This is a genomic window from Arthrobacter echini (assembly GCF_004803505.1).
In the GTDB taxonomy this organism is placed as follows: Bacteria; Actinomycetota; Actinomycetes; order Actinomycetales; family Micrococcaceae; genus Arthrobacter_D; species Arthrobacter_D echini.
The window spans coordinates 98,481-122,914 of the sequence record NZ_SSWH01000001.1 but is presented as its reverse complement, the minus strand read 5'-3'; the positions used below and the strand labels follow the sequence as shown (position 1 = coordinate 122,914).

Annotated in this window: 24 protein-coding genes and 1 tRNA gene; 10 read left to right on the top strand and 15 right to left on the bottom strand. The window is 68.5% G+C overall.

Annotated elements, in window-relative coordinates; all coding sequences use genetic code 11:
• Positions 1-159: 159 nt before the first annotated feature.
• The 7 genes from purM to E8P82_RS00550 all read right to left on the bottom strand — a co-directional run bounded on the left by purM (position 160) and on the right by E8P82_RS00550 (position 6,441).
• Entirely contained in the window at positions 160-1,272 is a 1,113-nt protein-coding gene (purM, locus tag E8P82_RS00580; protein WP_136452547.1) for a phosphoribosylformylglycinamidine cyclo-ligase, read from the bottom strand.
• Positions 1,269-2,828, bottom strand: a complete 1,560-nt coding sequence (gene purF, locus E8P82_RS00575) for an amidophosphoribosyltransferase (protein ID WP_136452546.1) — start codon at positions 2,826-2,828, stop codon at positions 1,269-1,271. The genes purM and purF overlap by 4 nt, the downstream gene beginning before the upstream one ends.
• 27 nt (positions 2,829-2,855) lie before the next feature.
• Positions 2,856-2,993 carry a hypothetical protein gene (locus E8P82_RS15460; RefSeq protein ID WP_211096764.1) on the bottom strand — a complete coding sequence of 46 codons (138 nt, stop codon included), beginning with the start codon at positions 2,991-2,993 and terminating at the stop codon, positions 2,856-2,858.
• Positions 2,994-3,133: 140 nt separating this feature from the next.
• Positions 3,134-3,610 (bottom strand): hypothetical protein, encoded by a 477-nt coding sequence (locus tag E8P82_RS15235; RefSeq protein ID WP_246020863.1) that lies wholly within the window; start codon positions 3,608-3,610, stop codon positions 3,134-3,136.
• 19 nt (positions 3,611-3,629) lie between these two features.
• Positions 3,630-5,060 (bottom strand): DUF2079 domain-containing protein, encoded by a 1,431-nt coding sequence (locus E8P82_RS00560; RefSeq protein WP_168796454.1) that lies wholly within the window; start codon positions 5,058-5,060, stop codon positions 3,630-3,632.
• Positions 5,057-5,422: a sterol carrier family protein gene (locus E8P82_RS00555; RefSeq protein ID WP_136452543.1), complete on the bottom strand. Its 366-nt coding sequence runs from the start codon at positions 5,420-5,422 to the stop codon at positions 5,057-5,059. Before E8P82_RS00555 ends, E8P82_RS00560 begins: the two co-directional genes overlap by 4 nt.
• 14 nt (positions 5,423-5,436) lie before the next feature.
• A complete protein-coding gene (locus E8P82_RS00550; protein ID WP_136452542.1) occupies positions 5,437-6,441 on the bottom strand; it encodes an asparaginase in 1,005 nt (334 codons plus the stop codon).
• Here E8P82_RS00550 and E8P82_RS14945 point away from each other — a divergent pair.
• Positions 6,440-6,595 (top strand): hypothetical protein, encoded by a 156-nt coding sequence (locus E8P82_RS14945; protein ID WP_168796453.1) that lies wholly within the window; start codon positions 6,440-6,442, stop codon positions 6,593-6,595. The genes E8P82_RS00550 and E8P82_RS14945 overlap by 2 nt on opposite strands.
• A gap of 14 nt (positions 6,596-6,609) precedes the next feature.
• Here E8P82_RS14945 and E8P82_RS00545 read toward each other — a convergent pair whose 3' ends face one another.
• Positions 6,610-8,328 carry a molybdopterin-dependent oxidoreductase gene (locus E8P82_RS00545; protein WP_136452541.1) on the bottom strand — a complete coding sequence of 573 codons (1,719 nt, stop codon included), beginning with the start codon at positions 8,326-8,328 and terminating at the stop codon, positions 6,610-6,612.
• A 106-nt stretch (positions 8,329-8,434) separates the two neighbouring features.
• Here E8P82_RS00545 and purD point away from each other — a divergent pair, with 106 nt between their 5' ends.
• From purD to E8P82_RS00525, 4 genes are read left to right on the top strand one after another with little or no spacing between them, the layout of a single operon-like run.
• Positions 8,435-9,736: a phosphoribosylamine--glycine ligase gene (purD, locus tag E8P82_RS00540; protein ID WP_136452540.1), complete on the top strand. Its 1,302-nt coding sequence runs from the start codon at positions 8,435-8,437 to the stop codon at positions 9,734-9,736.
• Positions 9,733-10,632: a phosphoribosylaminoimidazolesuccinocarboxamide synthase gene (locus E8P82_RS00535; protein ID WP_136452539.1), complete on the top strand. Its 900-nt coding sequence runs from the start codon at positions 9,733-9,735 to the stop codon at positions 10,630-10,632. The genes purD and E8P82_RS00535 overlap by 4 nt, the downstream gene beginning before the upstream one ends.
• 21 nt (positions 10,633-10,653) lie before the next feature.
• Entirely contained in the window at positions 10,654-10,872 is a 219-nt protein-coding gene (locus E8P82_RS00530) for a hypothetical protein (protein WP_136452538.1), read from the top strand.
• Between the two features lie 3 nt (positions 10,873-10,875).
• Positions 10,876-11,208: a type II toxin-antitoxin system RelE family toxin gene (locus E8P82_RS00525; RefSeq protein WP_136452537.1), complete on the top strand. Its 333-nt coding sequence runs from the start codon at positions 10,876-10,878 to the stop codon at positions 11,206-11,208.
• A gap of 102 nt (positions 11,209-11,310) precedes the next feature.
• Here E8P82_RS00525 and E8P82_RS00520 read toward each other — a convergent pair.
• From E8P82_RS00520 to E8P82_RS00500, 5 genes are all read right to left on the bottom strand, one after another.
• Positions 11,311-11,384: transfer RNA gene (locus E8P82_RS00520), tRNA-Pro, on the bottom strand.
• Positions 11,385-11,474: 90 nt separating this feature from the next.
• Positions 11,475-13,376 carry an ABC transporter ATP-binding protein gene (locus E8P82_RS00515; RefSeq protein ID WP_136452536.1) on the bottom strand — a complete coding sequence of 634 codons (1,902 nt, stop codon included), beginning with the start codon at positions 13,374-13,376 and terminating at the stop codon, positions 11,475-11,477.
• Positions 13,373-15,193: an ABC transporter ATP-binding protein gene (locus tag E8P82_RS00510; RefSeq protein WP_136452535.1), complete on the bottom strand. Its 1,821-nt coding sequence runs from the start codon at positions 15,191-15,193 to the stop codon at positions 13,373-13,375. Before E8P82_RS00510 ends, E8P82_RS00515 begins: the two co-directional genes overlap by 4 nt.
• Positions 15,194-15,294: 101 nt before the next feature.
• Positions 15,295-16,242, bottom strand: a complete 948-nt coding sequence (locus E8P82_RS00505; RefSeq protein ID WP_246020862.1) for a metallophosphoesterase — start codon at positions 16,240-16,242, stop codon at positions 15,295-15,297.
• Between the two features lies 1 nt (position 16,243).
• Positions 16,244-18,454: a transglycosylase domain-containing protein gene (locus E8P82_RS00500; RefSeq protein WP_136452534.1), complete on the bottom strand. Its 2,211-nt coding sequence runs from the start codon at positions 18,452-18,454 to the stop codon at positions 16,244-16,246.
• A 35-nt stretch (positions 18,455-18,489) separates the two neighbouring features.
• Here E8P82_RS00500 and sp36 point away from each other — a divergent pair, with 35 nt between their 5' ends.
• The 3 genes from sp36 to E8P82_RS00485 are packed head-to-tail and all read left to right on the top strand — an operon-like array spanning position 18,490 to position 20,054.
• On the top strand, positions 18,490-18,645 hold the full coding sequence (gene sp36, locus E8P82_RS00495; RefSeq protein ID WP_136452533.1) for a Sp36 family protein: 156 nt from the start codon (positions 18,490-18,492) through the stop codon (positions 18,643-18,645).
• 2 nt (positions 18,646-18,647) lie between these two features.
• A complete protein-coding gene (locus E8P82_RS00490; protein WP_136452532.1) occupies positions 18,648-19,136 on the top strand; it encodes a RidA family protein in 489 nt (162 codons plus the stop codon).
• A gap of 3 nt (positions 19,137-19,139) precedes the next feature.
• Positions 19,140-20,054 (top strand): NUDIX hydrolase, encoded by a 915-nt coding sequence (locus E8P82_RS00485; protein ID WP_136452531.1) that lies wholly within the window; start codon positions 19,140-19,142, stop codon positions 20,052-20,054.
• A 16-nt stretch (positions 20,055-20,070) separates the two neighbouring features.
• Here the strand turns inward: E8P82_RS00485 and E8P82_RS00480 are convergent, their stop codons facing one another.
• Entirely contained in the window at positions 20,071-20,748 is a 678-nt protein-coding gene (locus tag E8P82_RS00480) for a Crp/Fnr family transcriptional regulator (protein ID WP_136452530.1), read from the bottom strand.
• Between the two features lie 448 nt (positions 20,749-21,196).
• On the opposite strand from E8P82_RS00480, the gene E8P82_RS00475 reads away from it, so the two are divergent.
• Positions 21,197-22,399 (top strand): MarP family serine protease, encoded by a 1,203-nt coding sequence (locus tag E8P82_RS00475; RefSeq protein ID WP_246020861.1) that lies wholly within the window; start codon positions 21,197-21,199, stop codon positions 22,397-22,399.
• 60 nt (positions 22,400-22,459) lie between these two features.
• Positions 22,460-23,200 (top strand): polysaccharide deacetylase family protein, encoded by a 741-nt coding sequence (locus E8P82_RS00470; protein WP_211096763.1) that lies wholly within the window; start codon positions 22,460-22,462, stop codon positions 23,198-23,200.
• Between the two features lie 37 nt (positions 23,201-23,237).
• Here E8P82_RS00470 and E8P82_RS00465 read toward each other — a convergent pair whose 3' ends face one another.
• Positions 23,238-24,251, bottom strand: coding sequence for a DUF2332 domain-containing protein (locus E8P82_RS00465; RefSeq protein WP_136452529.1), 1,014 nt, complete (start codon positions 24,249-24,251; stop codon positions 23,238-23,240).
• Positions 24,252-24,434 lie beyond the last annotated feature (183 nt).

Sequence of the window (24,434 nt, the reverse complement as noted above, 5' to 3'; positions counted from 1 at the left end):
CAAGGCGCATCGTCCCTCCGGGGACCATGCGCCTTTTCGTGTTGCTTGCGCCGAAGCTCCTTCGCCCCAGCAGCTCTCGGGTCCGCCTCGGAGCCCTCAGGGCCGGGATCCGGTACCGAGTGCCCACCGGAACGGCGACTCCTACCGCGACGCATCGGGTTAGGAGGCGTAGGCCCCGAGCAGCCGGACCGATCCGCCGTCCACGCCCTTGGCGCCCTGGACGTAGTCGGGACCCTCCGTGGACCCGGCAGGAGCCCCGACGCTGCCCATGACCCAGGCGGGTACGCCCCCATCGTTGAGGTGGGCGACGGCGACGTCAGCGCCTGTGGCCCCGACGATCGCCACCATTCCCACACCGAGGTTGAGGGTGCGCTCGAGATCCGGGAGCGGCACGCTGCCGAGGTCGGAAACGAGGGAGAAGATGGGCGGCAGCGCCCAGGTGGCCCGGTCCACGGTGGCTTCGAGACCACGCGGCAGCACGCGCGCCAGATTCGCGGCCAGACCTCCCCCCGTGACGTGGCTGAAGCCGTGGACCTGCGCCGCGTCGTCGCGGGCCAGCGCGAGGCAGTGCGCGGCGTAGATACGCGTGGGTTCCAGGAGTTCCTCCCCGAGCGTGCGCCCGAGTTCGGGCACGTCGCGTTCCAGGGACCAGCCGGCCCGGCTCATCACACGCCGGACGAGGGAGTAGCCGTTGGAGTGCAGACCGGAGGACGCCATGCCGATCACCACGTCCCCCTGGCGGACACGCTCCGGCCCGAGGACGTGCGCGGCCTCCACCACACCCGTGGCCGCACCGGCGACGTCGTACTCGTCCGCCCCGAGCAGGCCGGGGTGCTCCGCCGTCTCGCCGCCCACCAGCGCCGTCCCGGCGGCGGAACAACCGGCAGCGATCCCGCGGACGATGGCAGCGATACGCTCGGGGACCACTTTCCCGCACGCGATGTAGTCGGTCATGAAGAGCGGTTCCGCGCCGACCACCACGATGTCGTCGACCACCATGCCCACGAGATCGAAGCCGATGGTGTCGTGGATGTCGAGTGCCTGTGCGATCGCCACCTTCGTGCCCACGCCGTCCGTCGACGTCGCGAGCAGGGGGCGGGTGTAGCGGAGCAGTCGTGAGGCGTCGAAGAGACCGGCGAATCCGCCGACGCCGCCGAGCACGTCCCTGCCGTGCGTGGCGCGGACCGCGTCCTTCATGAGTTCGACGGCGCGGTCACCGGCTTCGACGTCCACCCCTGCGCCTGCGTAGGTGATGGGATCGGACGAGCTCATACCCGCTCTTTCCTGTCGTCGTCGGTCAGCAGGCCCTCGAGCTCGGAGCCCGGACCCGGGTCGCCCCCCGTGGCGCCGGGCTGGTCGGCGGGATTCAGGCGCTCCAGCAGATTCTTGCCCAGGCGATCCTCGATCGGCAGCGCGATGGGGTAAGCGCCCGTGAAGCACGCGGTACACAGACGCTCGCGCGGCTGCCGGGTGGCGCCGATCATGCCGTCCTCGGAGATGTACGCGAGGCTGTCGGCCTGGATGGACGCGGTGATCTCCTCCAGGGCGGCGCTGTTGGCGATCAGTTCCGCCCTCGAGGCGAAGTCGATGCCGTAGAAACAGGGCCAGCGGACGGGAGGGGAGGAGATCTTCACGTGGACCTCGGCTGCGCCGGCCTCGCGCAGCATCCGCACGACCGCGCGCTGGGTGTTGCCGCGGACGATCGAGTCGTCCACGACGATGACGCGCTTGCCGCGGATCACCGTCTCGAGCGGGTTGAGCTTCAGGCGGATACCGAGCTGCCGGAGGGTCTCGCTGGGCTGGATGAAGGTGCGGCCCACGTAGGCGTTCTTGACGAAGCCGTGGGCGAAGGGAATGCCCGACTCCTCGGCGAAGCCGACCGCAGCAGGCGTGCCCGACTCGGGCACCGGGATCACGATGTCCCCGACCGCTGAGTTCTCACGAGCCAGCTGCCGCCCCATCTCCACGCGTGCCTCGTACACCGACCGGCCGGCGATCGTGGCATCGGGCCTGGCCAGGTACACGTACTCGAACACGCAGCCGGCGCGCGTCGCCGGCGCGAAGCGGCTGCTGCGGACGCCGTCCTCGTCGATGGCGATGAGTTCTCCGGGCTCGACCTCGCGGATGAAGCTCGCGCCCACCGTCGCAAGCGCTGCCTGCTCGGAGGCGACCACCCAGCCGCGCTGCAGGCGCCCGAGGACGAGCGGGCGCACGCCATGGGGATCCCGCGCCGCGTACAGGGTGCCCTCGTCCATGAACACGAAGCAGAACGCGCCACTGATGTGGGGCAGGAGTTCCATGGCCGTCTGCTCGAGCGAGCGCCTGTCGTGTCCACCCAGCAGTGCCGTCACGAGGGCGGTGTCGGTGGTGTTGCCCTGCGCCAGTTCCCCGGCGCGGGGCTTCCCGTCGCGGGAGAGCACGAGTTCGTAGAGCTCCGCGGAGTTGGTGAGATTGCCGTTGTGCGCAAGGGCTACCGTGCCGGTCGCTGTGGCGCCGAGGGTGGGCTGCGCGTTGGCCCAGAGGGAGGAGCCGGTGGTGGAGTACCGGCAGTGCCCGACGGCGATATGCCCGGTGAGGGTGTTCAGGGTCGGCTCGTCGAAGACCTGGGAGACCAGGCCCATGTCCTTGTACACGCGGATGCGCTCGCCGTCGCTCGTGGCGATCCCCGCCGATTCCTGGCCCCGGTGCTGCAGGGCGTAGAGGCCGTAGTAGGCGAGCTTGGCCACCTCTTCACCGGGCGCCCAGACCCCGAAGACGCCGCAGGCGTCCTGCGGTTTTTTCTCGCCGGGGAGAAGATCGTGGGATAGCCGTCCGTCGCCGCGCACCATGAGGCCATTCTCGCATGCCCGCCGCCTCTACCCAGTGTCGTGGGCCGAAAGCCTACGACACTGGGACCCGTTCGGCAGCGGGGAACACGCGCTCAGGTGCGAACCGACCTGCGCGAGGACCTCGTCCTCGGTACTGCGGACCCGGCGGGCCTCGCAGACGGGCACCACATCTCGGCCAGGCGAGTGACGTCACGGGGTTCACTCGTCGTCGGTTCAGGGATCGACACCGTCCCCTTTCGTCCGCCTGCGGTGCCGCGTCGGGAGAACGCCCGCCCATCCTGGCCGGGGAGGGTTCCGGACACCGGTCAGTCGTCGTCGAACGTCCGCTCGGCGCGCGCCCGCTCGGCTCTGCGGATACTGCGCCGGTCGATCACGAGCACCAGCAGGGCAGCGAGGAGCAGACCCGGCACGGCGAATGCGACGGTGAAGAAGCCGAGGACCGATTCGCGTGTGACGGTGGGATCCGCCGGTCCCGTGTAGGCGACCACCAGGGCCGCGAGGAAGCCTGCGACGGCACCGAGCGCCATGAACGGCACGATCTTCGGGGCCCGCCTGACGGTCACCTCACGATAGGCGGGCGTTGCGGATCCAGCCGAATCCGTCGTGTTTGCTGCATGCGTCGTCCCCTCAGGCTCCGCCGACCCCGCTCCGGAGGCCGGATCGAGCTCCGCAGGACCGGGCCGACCGTCCGCCGGGACCGCACCATACGTGTCCGCGGTCTCGGCAGCAGGGGGCTCCGGCTGCTCGGCGGGGTCGATCGGCGGAGGCTGCTCGGAGGTCATGCTTGAAGGCTACCGGGATTCAGCGTTCTGCCCGGACGAGCTGGTAGCCCGCCTCGTCGAAGATCAGCGTGTAGTCCGTCCCCGGGTACCGCTGCTCCGCATGCGCCTCGGCGTCGTCCGGCCTGGTTGGACCCCAGCTCCAGTCGTCCGCGTCGACGATCACGTAGTCAGGGGTCGGATTGGTGTTACCGAGCCAGTACACGCGGGCCTCGGGAACGAGATACGCCATCAGCACCACCCCGCTCTCCACCGAGGCACCTTCCTCGATGAGATCCATCATGCGGTGCGCTGCATCCCAGCGCTCGGACCGGGTGTAGGTCTCCGGTTCCGCGAGGACTGCGAACTGCTGCGCCGGCAGCAGGACCAGGCCCGCCGCGACGGCCAGGGGAACGCCGAGCGTAGCGGCGGTGCGGACCGTCGGGCGGGAGCTCGCCCTGAGGGTGTGCACGCCGTCCACCAGGGCCAGGAAGAGGACGGGCATGAGCACGGCGCTGTAGTGCCATTCCGGACCCCAGTAGTTCTCCTCGCCCGCGGCGAATCTCCACACGAGCGTGGGCAGCAGGACCAGGCCCAGCGAGGAGCGCAGGAACAGGACGCCTCCGGCGAGCAGGAGCAGCAGGAGGGTTTCGTACTTGGCGGCCCCGGACACCAGCTCGACGACGGCGGAAGCGGGATCCGCGAGCATCGCGCCGATGTCGATGCGATCCGAGTAGTCGTACTGCCCGGCGGTGTTCAGCGCAGGCAGGATGAGCAGGACCGACAGGATCAGCCAGAGCGCGCCCCAGGCGGCGAGCCACAGCCCGGCGACGGAACGCAGACGCCAGGCGATCACGAGCCCGAGCACGATCACCGTGAGTCCCAGATCCTCCTTGACGAACACGAGCAGTCCACCCCAGAAGGCAGCGGCACCGACGCGCCGCAGCAGGACGGCCTCGAGACTCAGGGCCAGGAGCGGGACGGCGAGGGCGATCTCGTGGAACTGCGCGGCGACCGCTGACTGCAGTCCCCAGGACAGCGCGTAGACGATGCCGACGCCGATTCCCGGGACAGCGCCCAGCAGTCTCATCCCGGTCCTCGCCACGACGACCACCGACAGGGCGAACAGGAGATCCTGCACGATCAGGAGCGTCAGTCCCGACGGCGCGAGCGCATACACCGGCCCCAGCAGGACGAGCAGCGGGTGGAAGTGGTCGCCGAGCAGATTGAAGTCCTCGCCCTTGATCGGGACGATCGGCGCCCCGAACCCGGCATAGGCCTTCGCGAGCTGCGTGAAGATCCCGAGATCCCAGGACGGCGAGGCGAGCCCGTACCACTGCGTGAGTGAGAACACGGTGTAGAGGACGGCGGCCGCCAGGCCGGTCAGCCACGCGGCGATCGGCTGGCCTCGCACCGCCTGGCGCACCCGCTTGGCAAAGGACCGGGGCGCGCCGGTTGCTGCAGCAGTGCTCACATCCGGTCCGGGAGGAACGGCAGCCATCCACTGAGATCAGCGCGCTGGCCCGAGGCGAAGATCCGCCCCGCAGCCACTGCATCGGCCCAGCCCAGGGTGCCGGTGACCAGCGCCAGCCAGGTCGTGGCATCCGTCTCGACGACGTTCGGCGGTGTTCCCCGCGTGTGGCGCGGTCCTTCAACGCACTGGGTGACACCGAAGGGCGGCACCCGCACCTCCACGCTGTTGCCCGGCGCGAGTTCGGTCAGCTCCTCCAGGGTGAACCGCACGGCTGTTGCGAGCTCGGAGCGTCCCGCCGAACCGGCAGCGACCTTCTCCAGTGCCGTCCGGCCGTCTTCGGCGCTGATGCGTCGTCGTGCCATGGGTCCTGCCGTTCCTAGTCGAGCAGTGCCATGATCGGGCCGGCGAGGCGGAGACTGCCCACGGGCTCGCCACCGCCGAGCACCGGCGGGACGACCCGCTGCAGGACCGCTCCCACGGCGTCGGCGTCGATCGCTCCCGCGGCGGCGAAGAGGGTCAGGCCGACGAGCGTCGCGGCGCGGGAGTTGCCGTCGAGGACCTTCAGGGCCAGGGCGGCGCCGTTCGGCGCTCCGAGGACCAGCACGCCCTCCGCTCCGCTCTTGGCCAGGATCCCGAGCTCCTCCATGACCACGGAGTTCTCCATGCCGCGGCCGTGGACGGCCCACGGGTAGTCGAGCATGGCGGTGGTGATCGTCGCCGCGCGGGCGTCCGCGTGCTTGTCCGACGGCGCCTTCGCCATCTTCCCGATGCCCCGGGCGAGACCGGTCAGCGACACCGCGGCCACGGGAGCGCCGCAGCCGTCCACGCCCCACGCCGCCACGGACTCCTCCGTGTACTCCTCGACGACCTCGGCCACGGCACGCTGGAGCGGGTGGCTCGGCTCGAGGTAGGTGGCGGTGTCCCAGTCGTTCTCCGTGCAGGCCCACAGGAACGCCGCATGTTTGCCGGAGCAGTTGAACGCGATGCGCTGCCTGCCCTTGCCGGCGCGCACGAGCTCGGTGCGTGCCGCCTCGTCCTGGGGCCAGTCCGCGGGGCACTGCAGGTGCTCCTCGGTGACGGAGGCGGCGTCGAGCATGGTCCGCACCACGTCCATATGGTCATCGCTGGCCACGTGGCTCGCGGCGGCGAGTGCCACCTGCGGTCCGCGCAGCGGTACGCCGGCCCTCATGCTGGCCAGGGCCTGGAACGGCTTGAGGGTGGAGCGTGCGAAGACGGGGCTGCGGATGTCCCCGAGCTCGGTGACCACGGAACCGTCGGAGGCCAGGACCACGGCAGAGCCGATGTGGCGGGACTCGGCGAAGCCGTTGCGTTCCAGGACGGCGAGGTCCACGGCGTCCGCCGTGGTGAAGGTGGAGGGCATGCGTCCAGTATTCACCATGGCTCCTGTCCGTCGGCGTCGCCGGAGCCGTCCGCTCAGCGCTCACCTCAACTCTCCGGCACAGCTGCGCCCACCGGAGAGAACGGGCATCCGGTGGGCGCAGATCAGGTGGAAGCTCGTGCTCCAGGTCTCGTGACGGGCTCCTGCGGCTCACTCCACGGTGAACTGCAGCCGCTGCCAGCCCGACGCGCCGTCGGGTACGGTCTCGGCGCGCTCCTCGGTCTGGAGACCGTCGACGGCGTCCGTGGCGCGGGCGCTGACCGTGTGGAGCCCGGCGTCGAGCGTGAGAGCGTGCGACCACTGCCGCCAGGTGTCCACCGAGGCCTCCGCGGCGAGGGTGGCCTCCTCCCACGCGCCGTCGTCCACCGACACCTCGACCCCGGTGATACCCCGCTGCTGGGACCACGCCACACCGCCGATCATCACGGTCCCGGCGGCGACCGATGCGAAGGGCTTCGGTACGTCGATGCGCGTCATGGTCTTGATGGGACCGCGCTCGGACCAGCCCCGATCGCTCCAGTACGCCCTCGCGTCGGCGAAACGGGTCACCTCCAGGTCCACCACCCACTTCGTGGCGGACACGTAGCCGTAGAGACCGGGGACCACCATGCGCACGGGGAATCCGTGTTCGGCCGGTAGCGGTTCGTCGTTCATCGCAACCGCCAGGATTGCGTCGCGGTCGTCCTGCAGCACGGGCAGGGGAGTGGAGGCGCTGAAGCCGTCGGAGCTCGTGGACAGGACCATGTCGGCGCCGGCGAGGGGCCTGGCGCGGGCCAGGACCTCCCGGAGGGGATAGCCGAGCCACTTCGCGGTGCCCACGAGGCTGCCGCCCACGGGATTGGAGACGCAGGTCAGGGTGATGCGGCGTTCGATCAGGTCGGCGTCGAGCAGATCCTGTAACGAGAGCTCGAACTCCTCCTCGACCATCCCGTGCACGCGCAGCACCCAGTCCTCGGCGCTGAGCTGGGGTACGCGCAGCGCCGTGTCGATCCGATAGAAGTCCTCGTTCGGGGTGATGAAGGAGGCGACGCCGTCCACGGGGGACTGCACGCCGTCGGGAAGTGGTGACGCCGGACTGGCCGGTGCCGGGAACCGCAGGCTGTCACGGGCGGCGGCGAGATTGCTGCGCGCTCCGGCGAGGAGGCGACCTCCACCGGCCGTGGCAGCCGCGACGACGGCGGTCACGCCCGCCGCAGCGAAGAAGCCCCGCCGCGTAGTGGCTCCGGCCGTCGCCTTGGACATCGTGGATCCGGTACGCCGATGCTCGGCGGCACGTATCGGGCTATCGGATTCTCCGCTATCGGATGCTGCGCCGTTCGACAGCACAGAACCGGACGCGGCGTCGTCGGATACTGCGCCGCTGCCGGCGGCGCTGCTCCCGCTGGCGGACGCGCCCGCTGTGATCGGCGCGACGTCGGCACGGTGCAGGCGGGCGATCAGCAAGCGGAGTGCGAGTAGTCCCGCCGCCGTGCCGATCACGGTGGGGACGATGTCCGGCAACGATGCTCCGGCGCGGCTCAGGACGGCGGCGATCATGATCGCACCCATGAGGAGCACCCCGGCGGCGCCCAGCACCCACTTCCGGTACGCCACGACGCCGAGGACTGCGGCGAGGATCGCGATCGTCACGCCCATGCCTACCAGCAGCGCGAGCTTGTCGTCGGTCCCGAAGGTCTCGATCGCGAAGTCCTTCAGCCAGGACGGGGTGAGGTCGATGAAGGTGGAACCCAGCGCGATCATCGGAGTGGCGCCGGCGCGGAAGAAGGCGCCGACGAACTCGGCGACACCGAGCACCAGGCCCGCGGCGATGATGCCGGCGAGCGCGGCCAGGACGGTGCTGCCGCGGTGTTCCCGGGTGGAAGGTGTCATGCCGGGTATTCGGAGGGCGGCGGCAACAGTATGGGTGGTGGGGGCCATCCGTACCAGGTGCCCGGGCTCTGGGAGGACCCGGTGCCCTCCAGTACGCTGTCCTACTGTGAAGATTCTCGTGGTGGGCCCCGGAGGCCGCGAACACGCCATCGTCCGTGCGCTGCTGGCCGATCCGTTCGTCGCGGAGGTGCACGCGGCCCCCGGCAATGCGGGAATTGCGCAGGACGTCACCACGCACGACGTCGACGCCGGCAACCCGGAGACCGTCGCGGATCTCGCCCGTCGGCTCGGCGTGCAGCTGGTGGTGATCGGACCGGAAGCCCCGCTCGTCGCAGGGGTCGCCGACGCCCTGCTCGAGGCTCAGATCCCCGTGTTCGGCCCCACCCGGGCCGCAGCACAGCTCGAGGAGTCCAAGGCCTTCGCCAAGCAGATCATGGCCGCCGCCGACGTCCCCACCGCCATGGCCCGGGTGGCCACCACCGGGGAGGAGGCGGCCGAGGCGCTGAGCACGTTCGGAGGCCCCTACGTGGTGAAGGACGACGGCCTCGCCGCGGGCAAGGGCGTAGTGGTCACCGATGATCTGGAGGACGCCTGCGCCCACGCCGATACCTGTTTCCGTGCCGGGGGCGCCGTGGTCATCGAGGAGTACCTCGACGGACCGGAGGTCTCCCTGTTCGTCCTCTCCGACGGGCGCACCGTGGTCCCGCTGGCACCCGCCCAGGACTTCAAACGCATCCGCGACGGCGACGAAGGCCCCAACACCGGCGGCATGGGGGCCTACTCGCCGCTCGACTGGGTGCCGGCCGGCCTCGTCGACGACGTCATCACCCGGGTGGCCCAGCCGGTGATCGACGAGATGGCCCATCGGGGCACGCCCTTCGTCGGCGTCCTCTACATCGGACTCGCCCTGACGTCCCGCGGCATGCGCGTCATCGAGTTCAACGTCCGCTTCGGCGATCCGGAGACACAGGCCGTGCTCGCCCGGCTGGCCACTCCTCTCGGCGGTGTACTGCTCGCGGCGGCCAGGGGGACCCTGGACACACTGGAACCGTTGAACTGGTCGTCGAAGACCGCCGTCGCGGTGGTGCTCGCCTCCGAGAACTACCCGGAGGCCCCGGTTACCGGGCGCCGTATCCGAGGGCTGAAGAAGGCAGGCGCCGTCGAGGGCGCCCATGTTCTGCACGCCGGTACCGGGCTGCGCGACGGGCGGATGGTCAGCACCGGGGGCCGGGTGCTCACCGTCGTCGGGCTGGGGGACACCCTCGAGGACGCGCGCGCCACGGCCTACGGGAGTCTGTCCCACGTGGAGCTGGAGGGCGCGCAGTTCCGCACGGACATCGCCCTGAAAGCCTCCCGCAGTGAGATCGGAGCCGCGCTCGCCGCAGGACCCTACGGGATGACGCCGTGACGGCCTTCGCGCCCGATCATGCGCAGCTGCCGGGCTGGCGGCACGTCTACTCCGGCAAGGTCCGTGATCTGTACGAACCGCTCGACGGGCGCGACGACGTCGTCCTCGTGGTCGCCAGCGATCGCATCAGCGCCTACGACCACGTGCTGGCCACGGAGATCCCCGACAAGGGGCGCGTGCTCACGCAGCTCAGCCTGTGGTGGTTCGAGCGGCTCGGCGGCATTCCCAACCACGTGATCGCCGCCGACGTCGTCGGTGGGGTGCCCGCCGCCGTCGAGGGCAGGGCCATGATCTGCCGCAGACTCGCCATGTATCCGATCGAGTGCATCGCGCGTGGCTATCTCACGGGCAGCGGCCTGGTCGAGTACCGGGCGTCCGGAACGCTGTGCTCGCTGCCGCTGCCGGATGGTCTGGTGGACGGCTCACCGCTGTACCCGGTGCTGTTCACGCCGTCGGCCAAGGCCGAGGTGGGCGAGCACGACGAGAACATCACCTACGACGCCGTGGTGACCATGGTGGGCGACGACGCCGCTGCCCAGTTGCGCGCGCTCACGCTCGAGCTCTACACCCGCGCCGAGGCCATCGCGCGTGAGCGCGGGATCATCCTCGCGGACACGAAGGTGGAGTTCGGCCTGGACCCCGTCACCGGTCTGATCACGCTGGGGGACGAGGTCCTGACGCCGGATTCCTCCCGCTTCTGGGACGCCGCGCTGTACGCGCCGGGGCAGGCCCAGCCCTCGTTCGACAAGCAGTTCGTGCGCGACTGGCTGACCTCGGACGCCTCGGGCTGGGACCGCACCTCCGAGCCGCCCCCACTGCCCGACGACGTCCTGGAGCGTACCCGCGCACGCTACGTCGAGGCGTACGAGCGGCTCACGGGGCGCCCCTTCGTCTGACGTGCCTGTTCGTGGCGGCTGTTGATCCCCCTTCACGTGATCCTGAACAACAAACCGACAGCAGCACTCATCGACATGGCATCGGCGGAACGGCTGGCACGCATCGACGACATCGAGGAGGACCTGAAACTGGTGACGACTGCACTCGTGCGGATCATGACCGACAAGGGAGACCGCCATAGCCTCGAGGACGTCGCCGGCGAGCTGGGTCTCGACCTGGACGAACTCCGCGACGACTAGTCCATGGCATCTGTCCAACTCACCGACGATGCACGAGAGGATCTCCTGGGCCTGGACGGCAGTGCGCGCAAGATTGTTCTGAAGACCCTGCTCAAGCTGGAGGACCAGCCTGAAAGTCGAGGGCAGCCGCTCGGCAGCAGGAAGACGGGCAACCTGACGGGCCTGCGGAAACTCGTCGTGGGCGACCGTGACTATCGGATCGTCTATCGGGTCGAGGACGACGGCACCGTGTGGGTGATCTGGGTGATCGGCAGGCGAGCTGACGACGAGGTCTACGCACTCGCTCTTGCGAGGCTGAAGAACCAGGCGACCATGCCGTCGACGGACGAGACCTGAGCATCGACACCACCCGCGCCCACCGACGGTGAACAAGAAAGACACCCGGACCTGCACACTGCAGGCCCGGGTGTCGTTCGATCTCCTGAGAAATCATGAGTGTCGGGGTGACAGGATTTGAACCTGCGACCTCGTCGTCCCGAACAACGCGCGCTACCAAGCTGCGCCACACCCCGATGTCGCCGAAGAATCACTTCCTACGGCAACCGTCCAAGCCTAGCCGAGGATCAGCGGCGAGGAAAACCGGCCGCGACCCGTGGCACCTCTCAGACCAGCGAGTCCTTCCACGCCGCATGGAGCGTGGCAAAGCGCCCCGAACCGCCGATGAGGTCGTTCGGCGTGCCGTCCTCCACCACCCGGCCGTCCTGCACCACGAGCACGCGGTCGGCGATGGCGACGGTGGAGAGCCGGTGCGCGATGATGAGCGCCGTCCGGCTGCCGAGCAGCTTCTGCAGGCCCTCCTGCACGAGCCGCTCGCTCGGGATGTCGAGGGACGACGTCGCCTCGTCGAGGATCAGTACGGCAGGATCCGCGAGGAACGCCCGGGCGAAGCTGATGAGCTGCCGCTGGCCCGCCGAGACCCTGCCGCCGCGCTTGTTGACGTCGGTGTCGAAGCCCTCGGGGAGGTCGAGGATGAACTCCTCGGCGCCCACCGACCGTGCGGCTGCGACGATCTCCTCGCGGCTCGCCTCCGGTTTGCCGAGGGCGATGTTCTCGGCCACCGTTCCGCTGAAGAGGAAGGCCTCCTGGGTGACCATGACCACGGCACGCCGCAGATCGTCCGGCGCGAGTTCGCGCAGGTCCACGCCGTCGAGCGTGAGGCTGCCGTCCGAGACGTCGTAGAACCGCGCGATCAGCTTGGCGAGCGTCGATTTACCGGCACCCGTCTGACCCACGAGGGCCACCGTCTCACCTGCACGGATGGACAGGTTCATGGTGGGCAGCACCACCGGCCCGTCCCCGTACCTGAACTGGACGTCGTGGAAATCGATGGCGCCCCGAGGCTCGGGCAGCGAGACCGGATTCTGCGGCGGCCGGACGGTGGGCACCTCCTCGAGGAGCCCGGAGACCTTCTCGAGTGCCGCAGCTGCCGACTGGAACGAGTTGTAGAACATGGCCATCTGGTCCACCGGCTGGAAAAAACGCTTGCTGTAGAGCAGCAGCGCGAGCAGGGCTCCCACCTCCAGCGAGCCGCCGAGCACCCGGAAGCCGCCGAAGACGAGCACGACGGCGACGGTCACGTTGCCGATCAGCACCAGCCCGGGCTGGAAGATCCCGTTGAGGTTGATGGACCGCACGGTGACCCTGCGGTAGTCCTCGGCCAGTTCGTCGTAGCGCCGGGCATTGACGGCCTCGCGGCGGAACGCCTTGACGGCGCGGATGCCGGTCATGGTCTCGATGAAGTGGACGATCAGCTTCGCGGACACCACCCGTGACGCACGGTAGGCGAGCTGGGAGTGCCGCTGATACCACCGGGCGAGGAAGAACATGGGGACCGCCGCTGCCAGGATCAGGAAGCCGGTGCGCCAGTCCAGGGCGAAGATCGTGACCGCGGTGAAGACCATGAAGATGGCGCCCGAGGCCAGGGAGCTCACACCGGAGTCGAGCAGTTCCCGCAGCGCCTCGAGATCGGAGGTCTGCCGGGAGATGATCCTGCCGGAGGTGTACTTCTCGTGGAACTCCAGGCTCAATCGCTGGGTGTGCCGGAACACGCGCAGGCGCAGGTCCAGGAGCATGGCCTGGCTGAGCCGGGCCGTGGCGCGCAGGTACCCGGCGGTGAGGACACCCGCGAGGACCGCGGCCAGCAGATAGGTGCCGCCTGCCACCCAGAGCAGCAGGGAGTCGCCGGCGATCAGCGAGGGCAGGGCGTTGTCGATCCCGAACGCGATGATCGCCGGACCCGCCACGCGGGCGGCCTGGGAGATGACGACCAGCAGGACGGTCCAGATGAACTGCCTGCGATTCGGCCTGATCAGCGAGCCCAGCAGCCTGAACGACCTGGACCGGACCGCTCTGCTCTGCGACCGGTCCAGGACGACGTCGTCCTCGTTGCGGACGCCGGTGGAGCCCTGTGCAGCCCGGCCCTCGTCCGGGCGCTGGTCCTGATCCCCGGTCCGCCTTCCGCCCTTGCCGGGCGGGGTCGTACCCTGGTGCGCGGCGGTGCTCATGCCAGTGCCCCCTCGTCGTACTCGGCCTTCTCGGAGCGTGCGAGCTGGGCCGTTTCCTCGTCGTCCAGACTGGCGATCACGTACCGGTAGTGGTCGCTGCGGGCGAGGAGCTCGTGATGGGTTCCCACATCGGTGATGCGGCCATCCTGCAGCAGCGCCACCCGATCTGCCAGGGCGACGGTGGAGGGCCTGTGCGCCACGATGAGTGTGGTGGTGGCACCGAGAACGGCCCGGAGTCCTTCCTCCACGCGTTCCTCGGTGGCGACGTCGAGAGCGGACAGTGGATCGTCGAGCACCAGGACCGCAGGGCGGGCCGCGATCGCGCGTGCCAGGGCGATGCGTTGCCGCTGCCCTCCGGACAGACTCAGGCCCTCCTCGCCGATGAGCGACTCCACACCCTCGGGCAGTGTGTGGACGAACTGCGCCTGGGCCACCTCCAATGCCTCTGCGAGAACGCGGTCGGCCTCCGCGCCGGTGGCGTCCGAGCCCATGAGAACGTTCTCCCGCACCGAGTTCGAGAACAGGGTGGTGTCCTCGAAGGCTACGGAGACGAGGGAGCGCAGCTCGGCGAGGCTGAACCGGCGCAGGTCCACGCCGTCGATGGTGATGCTGCCGCCCGTCACGTCGTACAGGCGCGGAACGAGCTGCAGGAGGGTGCTCTTGCCGTTGCCGGTCACGCCGACCAGCGCCATGGTCTCCCCGGCTCGGAGATGCAGATCGATGCCGTCGAGAATGTCGGCGGAATCCTCCTGTGCATCCGGGAAGCGGAAGTGGACGTCGTCGAACACGACGTCGCCCCTGGGCTGTGCGAGGTGTGTCGGTTCCGGGGCGTCGGTGATGGTGATCTCGGCGTCCATCACCTCGTAGTGCCGGTCGATGGCCGTCTTGGCGGTGAAGGTCATGGCGAGCAGCGGTCCGATGAACTCGACGGGGCCCGCAACCGCTGCCGCGGTCGCGAAGAAGGCCACGAGGGCGCCGATGGTGGCGCTGCCGTCGGCGGCGAGCCAGATGCCGACCACGAGGGAGGCACCGAGGGCGAGCTCGGGCAGCAGCGTCACGATCATGGAGAAGTTGGCGAGGGATCTCGCCTTGAAGATCTCGGTCCGACGAAGCTCCTCGGCCTGCTCCTCGAAGTCCTCGAGTGCTTCCTGGCTGCGCCCGAAGGCCTTCAGGACGCGAATGCCGTGGACGGACTCCTCGACAGTCGTCGCGAGATCGCCGGCCTGGTCCTGGCTCATGCGCGAGACGCGGCTGTAGGAGGTGCGGAAGCGGTACCCGTAGATCATCAGCGGCACGGCGGCGGCCACGAAGATCAGGGCCAGCGGCCAGCTGGTGAAGAACATGATGGTCACGCCCATCACCACGGTCAGGGAGGTCACCACCAGCATGATCAGCCCGAAGGCCATCCAGCGGCGCATCAGATTGAGATCGCTCATGGCCCGGGAGAGCAGCTGTCCGCTGCCCCAGCGATCGTGGAACTCGACCGTGAGCTCCTGCAGATGTCGGTAGAAGGACGTGCGCATCCTCGTCTCGACCGTCGTCGCCGGGGCGATCACGAACTGGCGCCGGAGCGCGACGAACGTCGCCTCGAGCACGCCCAGGAGCAGGACGACGCCGGAGGCCACCCAGACCGTGGTCGCGCTACCGCCCTCGGCGAGGACGTCGTTGATGAGGACGCGGAGTACCTGGGGAATGGCCAGTGCCATGACGCTCGCACCCAGTGCGCAGAGCAGCCCCAGCACCAGCCGGGGCACGATGGGCCTGACGTGCGGGTAGAGCCGTCCGAACGATTCGCGCAGGGTGATCTGGTTCGACATGCTGTCTTCTCAGTGATTGATGGTGAGTGGTGTCCCTGGCAAGGGTCGTGGGGAACGGGCGGGCGACGTCGATCGCAGTCCGTGGGACTGCTGTCGGTGGGTCAGGGGAGAGGGCGGGGCACCAGGGTCAGGAGCACGGCTTCGGGTCTGCACGCGAAACGGATCGGGGCGAAGCGTGAGGTACCGATCCCGGCGGAGACGTTGAGCGGTGCGGTGCGCCCGGCGTGCTCCCACCGGGTCAGCCCGCGGGCTCGCCAGGTGGGAAGATCACTGTTGCTCACAAGTGCTCCGTACCCCGGAATGCGTACCTGCCCGCCATGCGTGTGACCCGCGAGGATGAGTTCTGCTCCGTCGTCGGTGAAGTAGTCGAGGACCCGCTGGTAGGGAGCGTGCGTCACTGCGACGCGCACGTGCGGTGCCTGCTCCGAGGTGCTGCTGCCGGCGGGATACCCCGCGTACTGATCGCGGTCGATATGGGGGTCGTCGACACCCGTGAAGTCGATCCGCATGTTCCCGAAGACGACCGATTGCGAACGGTTGGTCAGATCCACCCAGCCGGCGGCGCCGAACGCGCTGAACAGGTCGGTCCAGGGCAGCTCCTTCGGCGTCGGCTCCTTCAGGGAGATCGACGGACCTGCGAAGTACCGGAGCGGATTCCTGAACACGGGTGCGTAGTAGTCGTTGGATCCGGGAACGAACACGCCCGGGAACTGCAGGAGTGGTTCCAGGGCCTCGAGCAGGGGCCCAACGGCCTTCGGGTGGCTGAGATTGTCGCCCGTGTTGACCACCAGATCGGGCTTCAGCTGAGCGAGCCCGTACAGCCAGTCCGCCTTGGACTTCTGGTTCGGCACCATGTGGATGTCAGAGAGATGGAGCATCCGCAGGGGCGCGGAGCCCGCCGGGAGGATCGGAAGGGTCTCTTCCCGCACCTGGTAGAGCGTGCGCTCGACGGTCGCGGCGTAGGCGAGGGTTGCGCCCACAGCGGTGAGGGAGAGTCCTGCTGCCCACCCGAGCGGCGCTCCGCGACGGGCTGTCCTGGTAGAAGTCACGCTAGCCGTTCCTGTTGGGGGAGGTGGTGGAGTTGTTCGAGCGCGGGCCCGAACTGCGCTGTGGTGCGTTGATCATCTTGGCCGGTGGGTTGACGAACCGGTCCCCGACGTAGAGACCGGGGATCTGCTGCATGAAACGCGCCCATGACGGGGCGGCGATCAGCGAGCCGTCGATCTCCGGGTAGACCCGGCCACCGATCTGCAGGCCGCCGAGGCCGCTTCGCTCGCCCTCCTCCTGCCAGTTGCCGATCCATGTCGCCGTGACCATACCCGAGTTGTAGCCCATGAACCAGGTCTGCGAACGGGCATCGTTGGTGCCCGTCTTGCCCGCCATGGGGATGCCGCCGTACTCGAGGAGCTGCCCCGAGCCGGTCTTCATGACTTCCTGGGTGGCGTAGTTGACCCCGCGCGCCACGTCCTCGGGGATCTCGCGCTCACAGGAGACCTCGGGGACCGGGTACACCGTCCCGTCCACGGCGGTGACCTCCAGCAGTGCACGCGGTTCGCACACGACGCCCTCGTTGGCGAAGCCGGCGTAGGCCGTCGCCATGGACAGGGGAGCGGCCTCGCCGCCACCGCCGATGAGTGAGGACGGATCGTATTTGAACGGCTCTTCCTTGCCGTCGGAGCTCTTGGCCTGATGGACGCCCAGATCATAGGCGATGTCCCTGATGTGGCAGAGATCCAGCTGCTTCGCAGTCGCCATGGTGATGGTGTTGTAGGACTGCGCAAGACCACGCAGCACCGTCGTGTAACCGTAGTTGATGTCACCGTAGTTCTGCGGTGTGTAGCCGTCCTCCTCCTGGATCTGGAATTCCCCACCCGGAGCGCAGCTCGCTTCCCAGGTGCTGCCCTGGCGGTAGGTCCGCTTCGTCCCGTCGACCACCTCGCCCAGGCTCCTGCCGTCCTCGAGCCATGCGGCGACGGTGAACGGCTTGTAGGTGGACCCGGGCTGGAACCCGCCCCCACCTCCGAGGCTCTTGGTCGGATCGCCGCCGTCGAACTGGTCCACGTTGAAGTTCAGCACTGTATTGCCCGCAGCGGGCTCGGGATCGTACCGGGTATTCTGGGCCATCTCGAGGATGTCGCCGTTGTTCGGGTCGAGGCTCACCATGGTGTGCCCCACCTTCTCGTCCGTGGTGTCCGGGTTCGCCGTCTCGTTGACAGCCGTCTGCGCGGCCTTCTGTACCCGGGGGTCGAGAGTGGTCTTGATCGTCAGCCCGTTGCGGTAGAGCACGTCCTGACGATCCTCCTCGGTCTCGCCGTAGGCCGGATCGTTGAGGATCAGGTGCGTGACGTAGTCGCAGAAGTAGGGCGCCAGCTCAGCGCCCACGCAGCCGCTGAGGGTCGGTGTGATGTTCAGGCCGAGATCGGTCTCGATCGCGGCGTCGTGCTCCTCCTGCGTGATCTTGTCGCGCGTCAGCATCGCGTCGATCACGAGGTTGCGGCGCTGGAGCGCGCCCTCGGGGTTCTCCACCGGGCTGTACAGCGTGGGGCCGTTGACCAGGCCGGCGAGCAGTGCGCTCTGCTGGATGTTGAGGTCGGCCGCGTCCACGTCGAAGAAGTACTTGGCGGCTGCCTGGACCCCGTAGGTGGTCCCACTGAACTGGACGATGTTCAGGTAGCCCTCGAGGATCTCCTCCTTGGAGAGCTCCTTCTCGGCGGCGATTGCCAGCTTCATCTCGCGGAGCTTGTCGCCGACCGTCTTCTCCCGGCCGTTCAGGACGACTGTCCCGCCGTTCTGACGGGCCGAGTCGTTGAGCACATTGGTGACGAACTGCTGGGTGAGGGTCGAGGCGCCGCGCCGTGTACCGCTGGAGACGTTGCTGGCGATCGCACCCATGATGCCCTCGAGATCAACGCCGCCGTGGTCGTAGAAGCGGTAGTCCTCGATGGCGATCAGGGCGTCCGTCATGACCGGGGAGACCTGATCGAGAGTGACGGGCTGCCGGTTCTCCTCGTACAGCGTCGCGATGAGTGAGTCGTCCCTCGCAAGGATCTTCGTCGGCTGGGCGAGCGCTCCGCGCTCCAGCTCCGCCGGCAGATCATCGAAGAACTCGAGTGAGTTGGCTGCTCCCGTACCTGCGGCAGCTGCCACGGGTACCAGCAGACCTGCTGCGAGGACACCGGCGAGACCGCTGATCCCGAGGAAGGCCATGAGCTTGCCGAGTGTTGTGGCAGTGTCGAAGAGGGGTGATTTGCGCGCAGCCATTATTCCAGTTTACAAGCACGCGCTAGTCTTTCCCCATGAAGAAATGGGAGTACGCCACTATTCCGCTCATCATCCACGCGACGAAGCAGATTCTGGACCAGTGGGGAGACGACGGCTGGGAGCTGGTGCAGGTGGTTCCGGGGCCGGACAACAACGGTCTGGTGGCATATCTCAAGCGGGAGAAGAACTAGCAATGGCAGCTGAAGAACCGCGGAATTCCGCGGTCGAGGGACGGCTGGAAGCCCTCGGTATCTCGCTGCCAGAGGTCGCTGCGCCGGTCGCGGCGTATGTTCCCGCCGTCGTCAGCGGAAGCCATGTGTACACCTCCGGCCAGTTGCCGTTCATTGAGGGCAAACTCACAGCTACGGGCAAGGTCGGAGCGGCCGGCGGAGTCGACGCCGAGACGGCGTCCGCCCTCGCCGCTACCTGCGCCGTCAATGCCCTTGCAGCCATCAAGAGCCAGCTGGGTGACCTCGACCGGATCACGCGAATCGTCAAGGTCGTCGGCTTCGTGGCCTCCGATCCCTCGTTCACCGGTCAGCCCGGGGTCATCAACGGTGCGTCGGAACTGCTCGGTACCGTTCTCGGTGACGCCGGCGTGCATGCACGCTCAGCGGTGGGAGTGGCTGTCCTTCCCCTCGACTCGCCCGTCGAGGTCGAGGTCGTCGCGGAGTTCGTCTAGCCCGTGGATCGCCTCAGTACGCGCCTGTTCCCCGTTCCCCCTGATCAGCGCACCGCCGCGCAGAGCTGGATCGATCACGGGCAGCGCAAACCCCTCGAAGCCAGGCCGGCGTCGTCGGTGGTGCTCCTGCGGGATACGGCGACCGGTACGGAAACCTTCCTCACCTGCAGGCGCGGTCAGTCACCGCTCGGTGTCATCGGGTTCCCGGGCGGGAGCATCGAAGAGTCCGACGACGACGACGTGCCCTGGTACGGGCCGTCGTCGTCGACGTGGGCGAAGCTGCTCGGCGTCGAGGACCACCGGGTGGCGCGGCGCCACGTGCTGTGCGCCATCCGCGAACTGTTCGAGGAGACCGGTGTTCTCCTCGCCGGGCCCGACGCGTCCTCGCTCGTGGAGGGCACCCAGGTCAAGGAGTGGGTGAAGGCACGGGAAGCACTGGCCAACGGCGAAGCCACCTTCGCCGAGGTCCTCGGACGCCGTGGGCTCGGCGTCCGCACGGACCTGATCAAACCGCTGTCCCACTGGCTCACGCCGGATTTCGCCCACCGGCGCTTCGACACCCACTACTTCGCCGCAGCGCAGCCGTTGAACCAGGAGCCGAGCATTCTCGGTGGCAAGGGCGTCTGGGGCCAGTGGCGCTGGGCGGCCCAGGAGATCACCGACCGCGACACGACCGCACTCGGCGATGCCGTGGGCGAAGCCAGCACCATGGGACGCACGCTGGGTGAACTCGCGGTACCCGCCGTGGAGCTGATCCTCGAGAAGATCGGTTCTTCGCGCGGCTGCGTCGCCTACCTCTCGCACAAGCGCCCGGTGACCGTGTATCACCCGGAACTTGCGGAGCAGGACGGCAATCTCATGCTCCAGGTGGCCTGCCCCAGGCTCACAGAGGGTGGATCGACTCAGCGCGGACGCTGACTCCTCCCGGTGGAAATCAGCGGCTGCGCTGGCGCAGGCGCGGAAGATCGAGGATGACGACGGCACGTGCCTCCAGGCGCAGCCAGCCCCGCTGCACGAATTCCGCGAGAGCCTTGTTCACGGTTTCGCGCGAAGCGCCCACCAGTTGGGCCAGTTCCTCCTGCGTGAGTTCGTGGGCGACCAGGATGCCATCGGTTGCGGGGCGTCCGAAACGGTCCGCGAGATCCAGCAGGGCCTTGGCCACGCGACCGGGAACATCGGAGAAGACGAGGTCCGCGAGGGATTCGTTCGTGCGCCGCAGCCGGCGAGCCAGCGCCTGGAGGAGCTGCGCGGAGACCTCGGGTCGCGTCTCGAGGAGCGTGCGGAGATTCTCGTTGTTCAACCCGGCCAGCCGCGTCTCGGACACTGCGGTCGCCGTAGCGGTCCGGGGGCTGGGGTCGAACAGGGCCATCTCGCCGAACAGCTCGCCGGGGCCGAGGATGGCCAGGAGATTCTCGCGGCCGTCCTGCGCGGTGCGGCCGAGCTTGATCTTGCCGGAGATGATGAAGTAGAGCTGATCACCCTGATCTCCCTCGCGGAAGATCGACGAACCGCGCGGCAGATCCAGCTCCGTCAGTTCGTCGGTGAGTGCGGCGAAGACATCGTCTCCCAGCGTTGCGAAGAGGGGCGCCCGGCGCAGTACCTCGATGTCCATGAATTCTCCTGATGCGTTTCGTATTCGGCGTTCCGCGGAGGTGCCCGCTGGCCTCTGAAGTCCATCTTGCCGTACAGGAGCGAATGTGACGACCGCTACACGCCCAGGAGGATCCCCATGCCCTCCGGTAGGGTGGCCCCTCCCACTGCTCGCGGCCGGTCCGTGGGAGAGAGCCCCGGTTCCCACGGGCGGACGTCGAGTGCTGGGAACGATGCACTGTGCCTGGGCGCCCGGTGCTCCCGTCCCGCTCTTCGAGCCCGAGTGCTGGGAACGACGCACTGCTCCTGCCCGCCCGGCAGTCCCTCCCACTGCTCGCGGCCGGTCCGTGGGAGAGAGCCCCGGTTCCCATCGATAGTGAGAACCTCACACGTGACGCTCATCAGGCACAGCTAGAATCTCTCCCAGCAACGGGACCATCAGAGCCCGTCACACTCCAGGGAGATCATCGGTGCCGGATATCAGTCTCGCGGAGTTCACCCTCCTCGACATCGTCCTGGTGGTGGTACTCCTCGGCTACCTCGTCGCAGGTCTTCGCAATGGTTTCCTCGTCACGCTCGGCGGCATCGCCGGTTTCGTCGCCGGTGCTGTCGCCGCCTTCTTCGCGGTACCGCTGGTCAGTGGCTGGGTGCCCGACAATCCGTGGCGCCTGATCGCCGTCATCGGTACTGTCCTCGTGCTGGTCGTCGTCGGGCAGGCGGTGGGCGCAGCCCTCGGCGCGTCCATCCGGCGCTGGTCCGATTTCCCGCCCCTGCGCGTGGTCGATCGGATCCTCGGCGGCGCCGTGAATCTCGTCGTCGCTGCCCTGGTCCTGTCGATGCTCGCGTTCAGTGTCGGCACACTCGGGGCGCCGGCGCTGTCCCGGCAGATCGCCTCCTCGCAGGTCATTCAGGGTATCGACACCCTCACTCCGGGCCCGGTGCGCTCGTGGTTGGCGCAGCTTCGCTCCATCGCCGTGGACGAGGGCATCCCCACCATTCTCGACGGCGCTGCGCCCGCAGCGCCCGCTGCGGTGGTCCCGGATTCGGCCGTCGACACACCGGAACTGGCTGCCGCGGCGGACTCCGTGGTCCGTATCACCGGCACGGCGTACCAGTGCGGGCAGAACCAGACCGGCTCGGGTTTCGTCATCGCCCCCGGTCGCGTGATCACCAACGCTCACGTCGTGGCGGGCGTCGGTGAGCCCGTCGTCGAGGTGCCCGGTGAGGTCGCTCTTCCCGGGCGTGTGGTGCGGCTCGACACGTCCCGCGATCTCGCGGTGATCGCCGTCGACGACCTCCAGGCGGCCCCGTTGCCGCTCGGCGAGGAACTGGAGAACGGCACCACGGCTGCCTTCGCCGGCTACCCCGCCGGAGGTCCCTACCGGATCCAGCCCGCCAGCGTGCAGGGGCTCTCGCCCGTTCTGGTGAACAACATCTACGGCGTCGATGCCCAGCCGCTGACGGTGTACAGCCTCGCAGCGAACGTCCAGCAGGGGAACTCGGGTGGGCCGCTGCTGGACCTGCAGGGCCGCGTGGCCGGTGTGGTCTTCGCCAAGTCCACCACCGATGCCCCCGTGGGGTACGCCCTCTCGCTGGAGGAACTGCGGCCCATCGTCGAAAGCGCCCTGAGCCTCGAGGACGCGGTCTCTGCGGGGCAGTGCAACCGGCGCTGATGGCGGGCTGACAGGGGTTGATACGATTGCCTGCACGACCTTCGGACGAGGTGAAGCACCGTGATCGACGCACCGGACGGCCGCCGACAGCGGACGGGCATGATGCTCCCACCTGTGTTCATGTACCACTCGATCAACCCCTCGGAGCGTCCTGACCCCTACCGGCTGCGTGTCCACCCGGATCGGCTTGACCGGCACATGAGGTTTCTGCGGCGGCTCGGCCTGCGCGGAGTGTCGATGGCGGAGCTCCTGCATGCCCAGGAACGGGGGCGGGCACGGCGTCTGGTAGGGCTGACCTTCGACGATGGGTACACCGATTTCACCGAATATGCACTGCCCGTCCTGGAGCGGCACGGGATGACGAGCACCCTCTACGTGGTGACTGGCCGTCTCGGTCGGACCAACGAGTGGGACGAGGGCCCGAGGCTCGGGCTCCTGAACGCCGAGCAAGTGCGCTCTGTTGCTGCGGCTGGGCATGAAGTCGGCAGCCATACGATGAGTCACCCGCATCTCGCCGGTGCCCCGCCGGAAGTGCTGCGTACCGAGATTGCCGGCAGCAGGGACGTCCTCCAGGACATTCTGCAGAGCGAGGTTCCCGGTTTCTGCTACCCGTACGGTGACTTCGACGACGCCGCGGCGGATGCGGTCCGGGCGGCGGGTTACGACTACGGCTGCGTGATCGGGGACTACACGCCTGGTGATCGTGCCGTCCTGCCACGCTGCTACGTGAGCCCCCGGGACACACCCGCACACTTGATGGCCCGAATGGTGCGCCATGAGGCGCGTCTGCGCCTGCGCTGAGCGCTCTACCGGCTGCGGGGCAGTCAATCGGCGCTGATCAGGACACCGGAGCGCCCCCGAGCCAGTCGATCGACTGGCCGTGCGGGCCGGTCCGCGCGATCGCGTGCCCGTTGTGTCGCAGTACGAAGCGACCGTCGGCTTCCTCCGGTTCCTTCGCCAGCGCATCGTCGACGCCGGTCAGGGTTCCGTGGCCCTCGTGGGAGAGCCAGTGCACCGGTGGGGTGCGATCGGCCGTGAGCTCGAGCATGGTGTCGCGGAACCGGTTCCGTCCGGCAGCGTCGAGATAGGCGAGGACAGCGCTGTGGAACACGACGACGACGGCGTCCCGTGGCGCCTGATCGATCAGCGGCAGCAGCTGCTCGTTCAGATCCCCGCGCACGAGGGTGGGCGGGTCGGCGCGGACCACCCCTAGGGCGGCGCGGAGGCGCTCGGCACGGAAGTGGTGCTCCGGCCACACGAGCGCCTCGAGCCAGCGAGCGTCGTCATCGTCGCCCGCATCGAGGGGATTCAGGTCCACACCGGCGCGCCAGCTGACCGTCGGAAGCGACGCCGGGAAGGGCACGTCACCGCTGACGGAGCAGCTGATCGCCGGGATCGCTGAGCCGCCGGGCGGCTGCAGTTCGGGGCCGGGGGAGTAGGCGTAGGCGTAGCGGTCGGGATAGAGGCAGGCACCCGCGGAGGCACCTGCCTCGATCAGGGCGAGCGGTCTGCCCTCGTGCGCGCTGATCATGGCGAGGGAGGGCAGGAGCACCGCGCACCGGCCGGCCTCGTTGGTCTGGGTGGTGCGGTGCAGCATGACCTGCTCGACGCTGTTCCAGTGCTCGAGGACGAAGGACCTGAAGTCCTCGTAGTCACCCAGCGGCGCCCCGACGAAACGTGCGGCTCCGAGGAACAGATTGGGCTGACGGCGCGGTGACGGCAGCGTGTCGAGGAGATCGAGGACGGCAGGGTCCGCGCCGATGCGCAGGCACCACGCCTCGTACAGGGGCGAATACCCCCGCGCCTCGATCTCCGCGAAGCGCCTGTAGCGCTCTGCGGTCTCTCCGGCCATTGTGTTCTCCGTTCCCTCGCGATCCCGCCCGTCGGTCGGCCTGCGTCGTCAGATGCCCGGCCAGCATCCGGTGTCCGCGCGTTACGATGCCGGATCCCGATCACGGAAATACACCAATTGTCCTTGAATTACCGTATCCGGCCCTCCTTGAAGTTAGGCTCGTCACACGGATCGGGACGCTGC

Coding starts and splice junctions, on each gene's coding strand:
- purM (WP_136452547.1), bottom strand. CDS start 1,272: ATGAGCTCGTCCGATCCCATCACCTACGCAGGCGCAGGGGTGGACGTC.
- purF (WP_136452546.1), bottom strand. CDS start 2,828: ATGGTGCGCGGCGACGGACGGCTATCCCACGATCTTCTCCCCGGCGAG.
- E8P82_RS15235 (WP_246020863.1), bottom strand. CDS start 3,610: ATGACCTCCGAGCAGCCTCCGCCGATCGACCCCGCCGAGCAGCCGGAG.
- E8P82_RS00555 (WP_136452543.1), bottom strand. CDS start 5,422: ATGGCACGACGACGCATCAGCGCCGAAGACGGCCGGACGGCACTGGAG.
- E8P82_RS14945 (WP_168796453.1), top strand. CDS start 6,440: ATGCGTCCAGTATTCACCATGGCTCCTGTCCGTCGGCGTCGCCGGAGC.
- E8P82_RS00550 (WP_136452542.1), bottom strand. CDS start 6,441: ATGCCCTCCACCTTCACCACGGCGGACGCCGTGGACCTCGCCGTCCTG.
- E8P82_RS00545 (WP_136452541.1), bottom strand. CDS start 8,328: ATGACACCTTCCACCCGGGAACACCGCGGCAGCACCGTCCTGGCCGCG.
- E8P82_RS00525 (WP_136452537.1), top strand. CDS start 10,876: ATGGCATCTGTCCAACTCACCGACGATGCACGAGAGGATCTCCTGGGC.
- E8P82_RS00515 (WP_136452536.1), bottom strand. CDS start 13,376: ATGAGCACCGCCGCGCACCAGGGTACGACCCCGCCCGGCAAGGGCGGA.
- E8P82_RS00510 (WP_136452535.1), bottom strand. CDS start 15,193: ATGTCGAACCAGATCACCCTGCGCGAATCGTTCGGACGGCTCTACCCG.
- E8P82_RS00500 (WP_136452534.1), bottom strand. CDS start 18,454: ATGGCTGCGCGCAAATCACCCCTCTTCGACACTGCCACAACACTCGGC.
- sp36 (WP_136452533.1), top strand. CDS start 18,490: ATGAAGAAATGGGAGTACGCCACTATTCCGCTCATCATCCACGCGACG.
- E8P82_RS00490 (WP_136452532.1), top strand. CDS start 18,648: ATGGCAGCTGAAGAACCGCGGAATTCCGCGGTCGAGGGACGGCTGGAA.
- E8P82_RS00480 (WP_136452530.1), bottom strand. CDS start 20,748: ATGGACATCGAGGTACTGCGCCGGGCGCCCCTCTTCGCAACGCTGGGA.
- E8P82_RS00465 (WP_136452529.1), bottom strand. CDS start 24,251: ATGGCCGGAGAGACCGCAGAGCGCTACAGGCGCTTCGCGGAGATCGAG.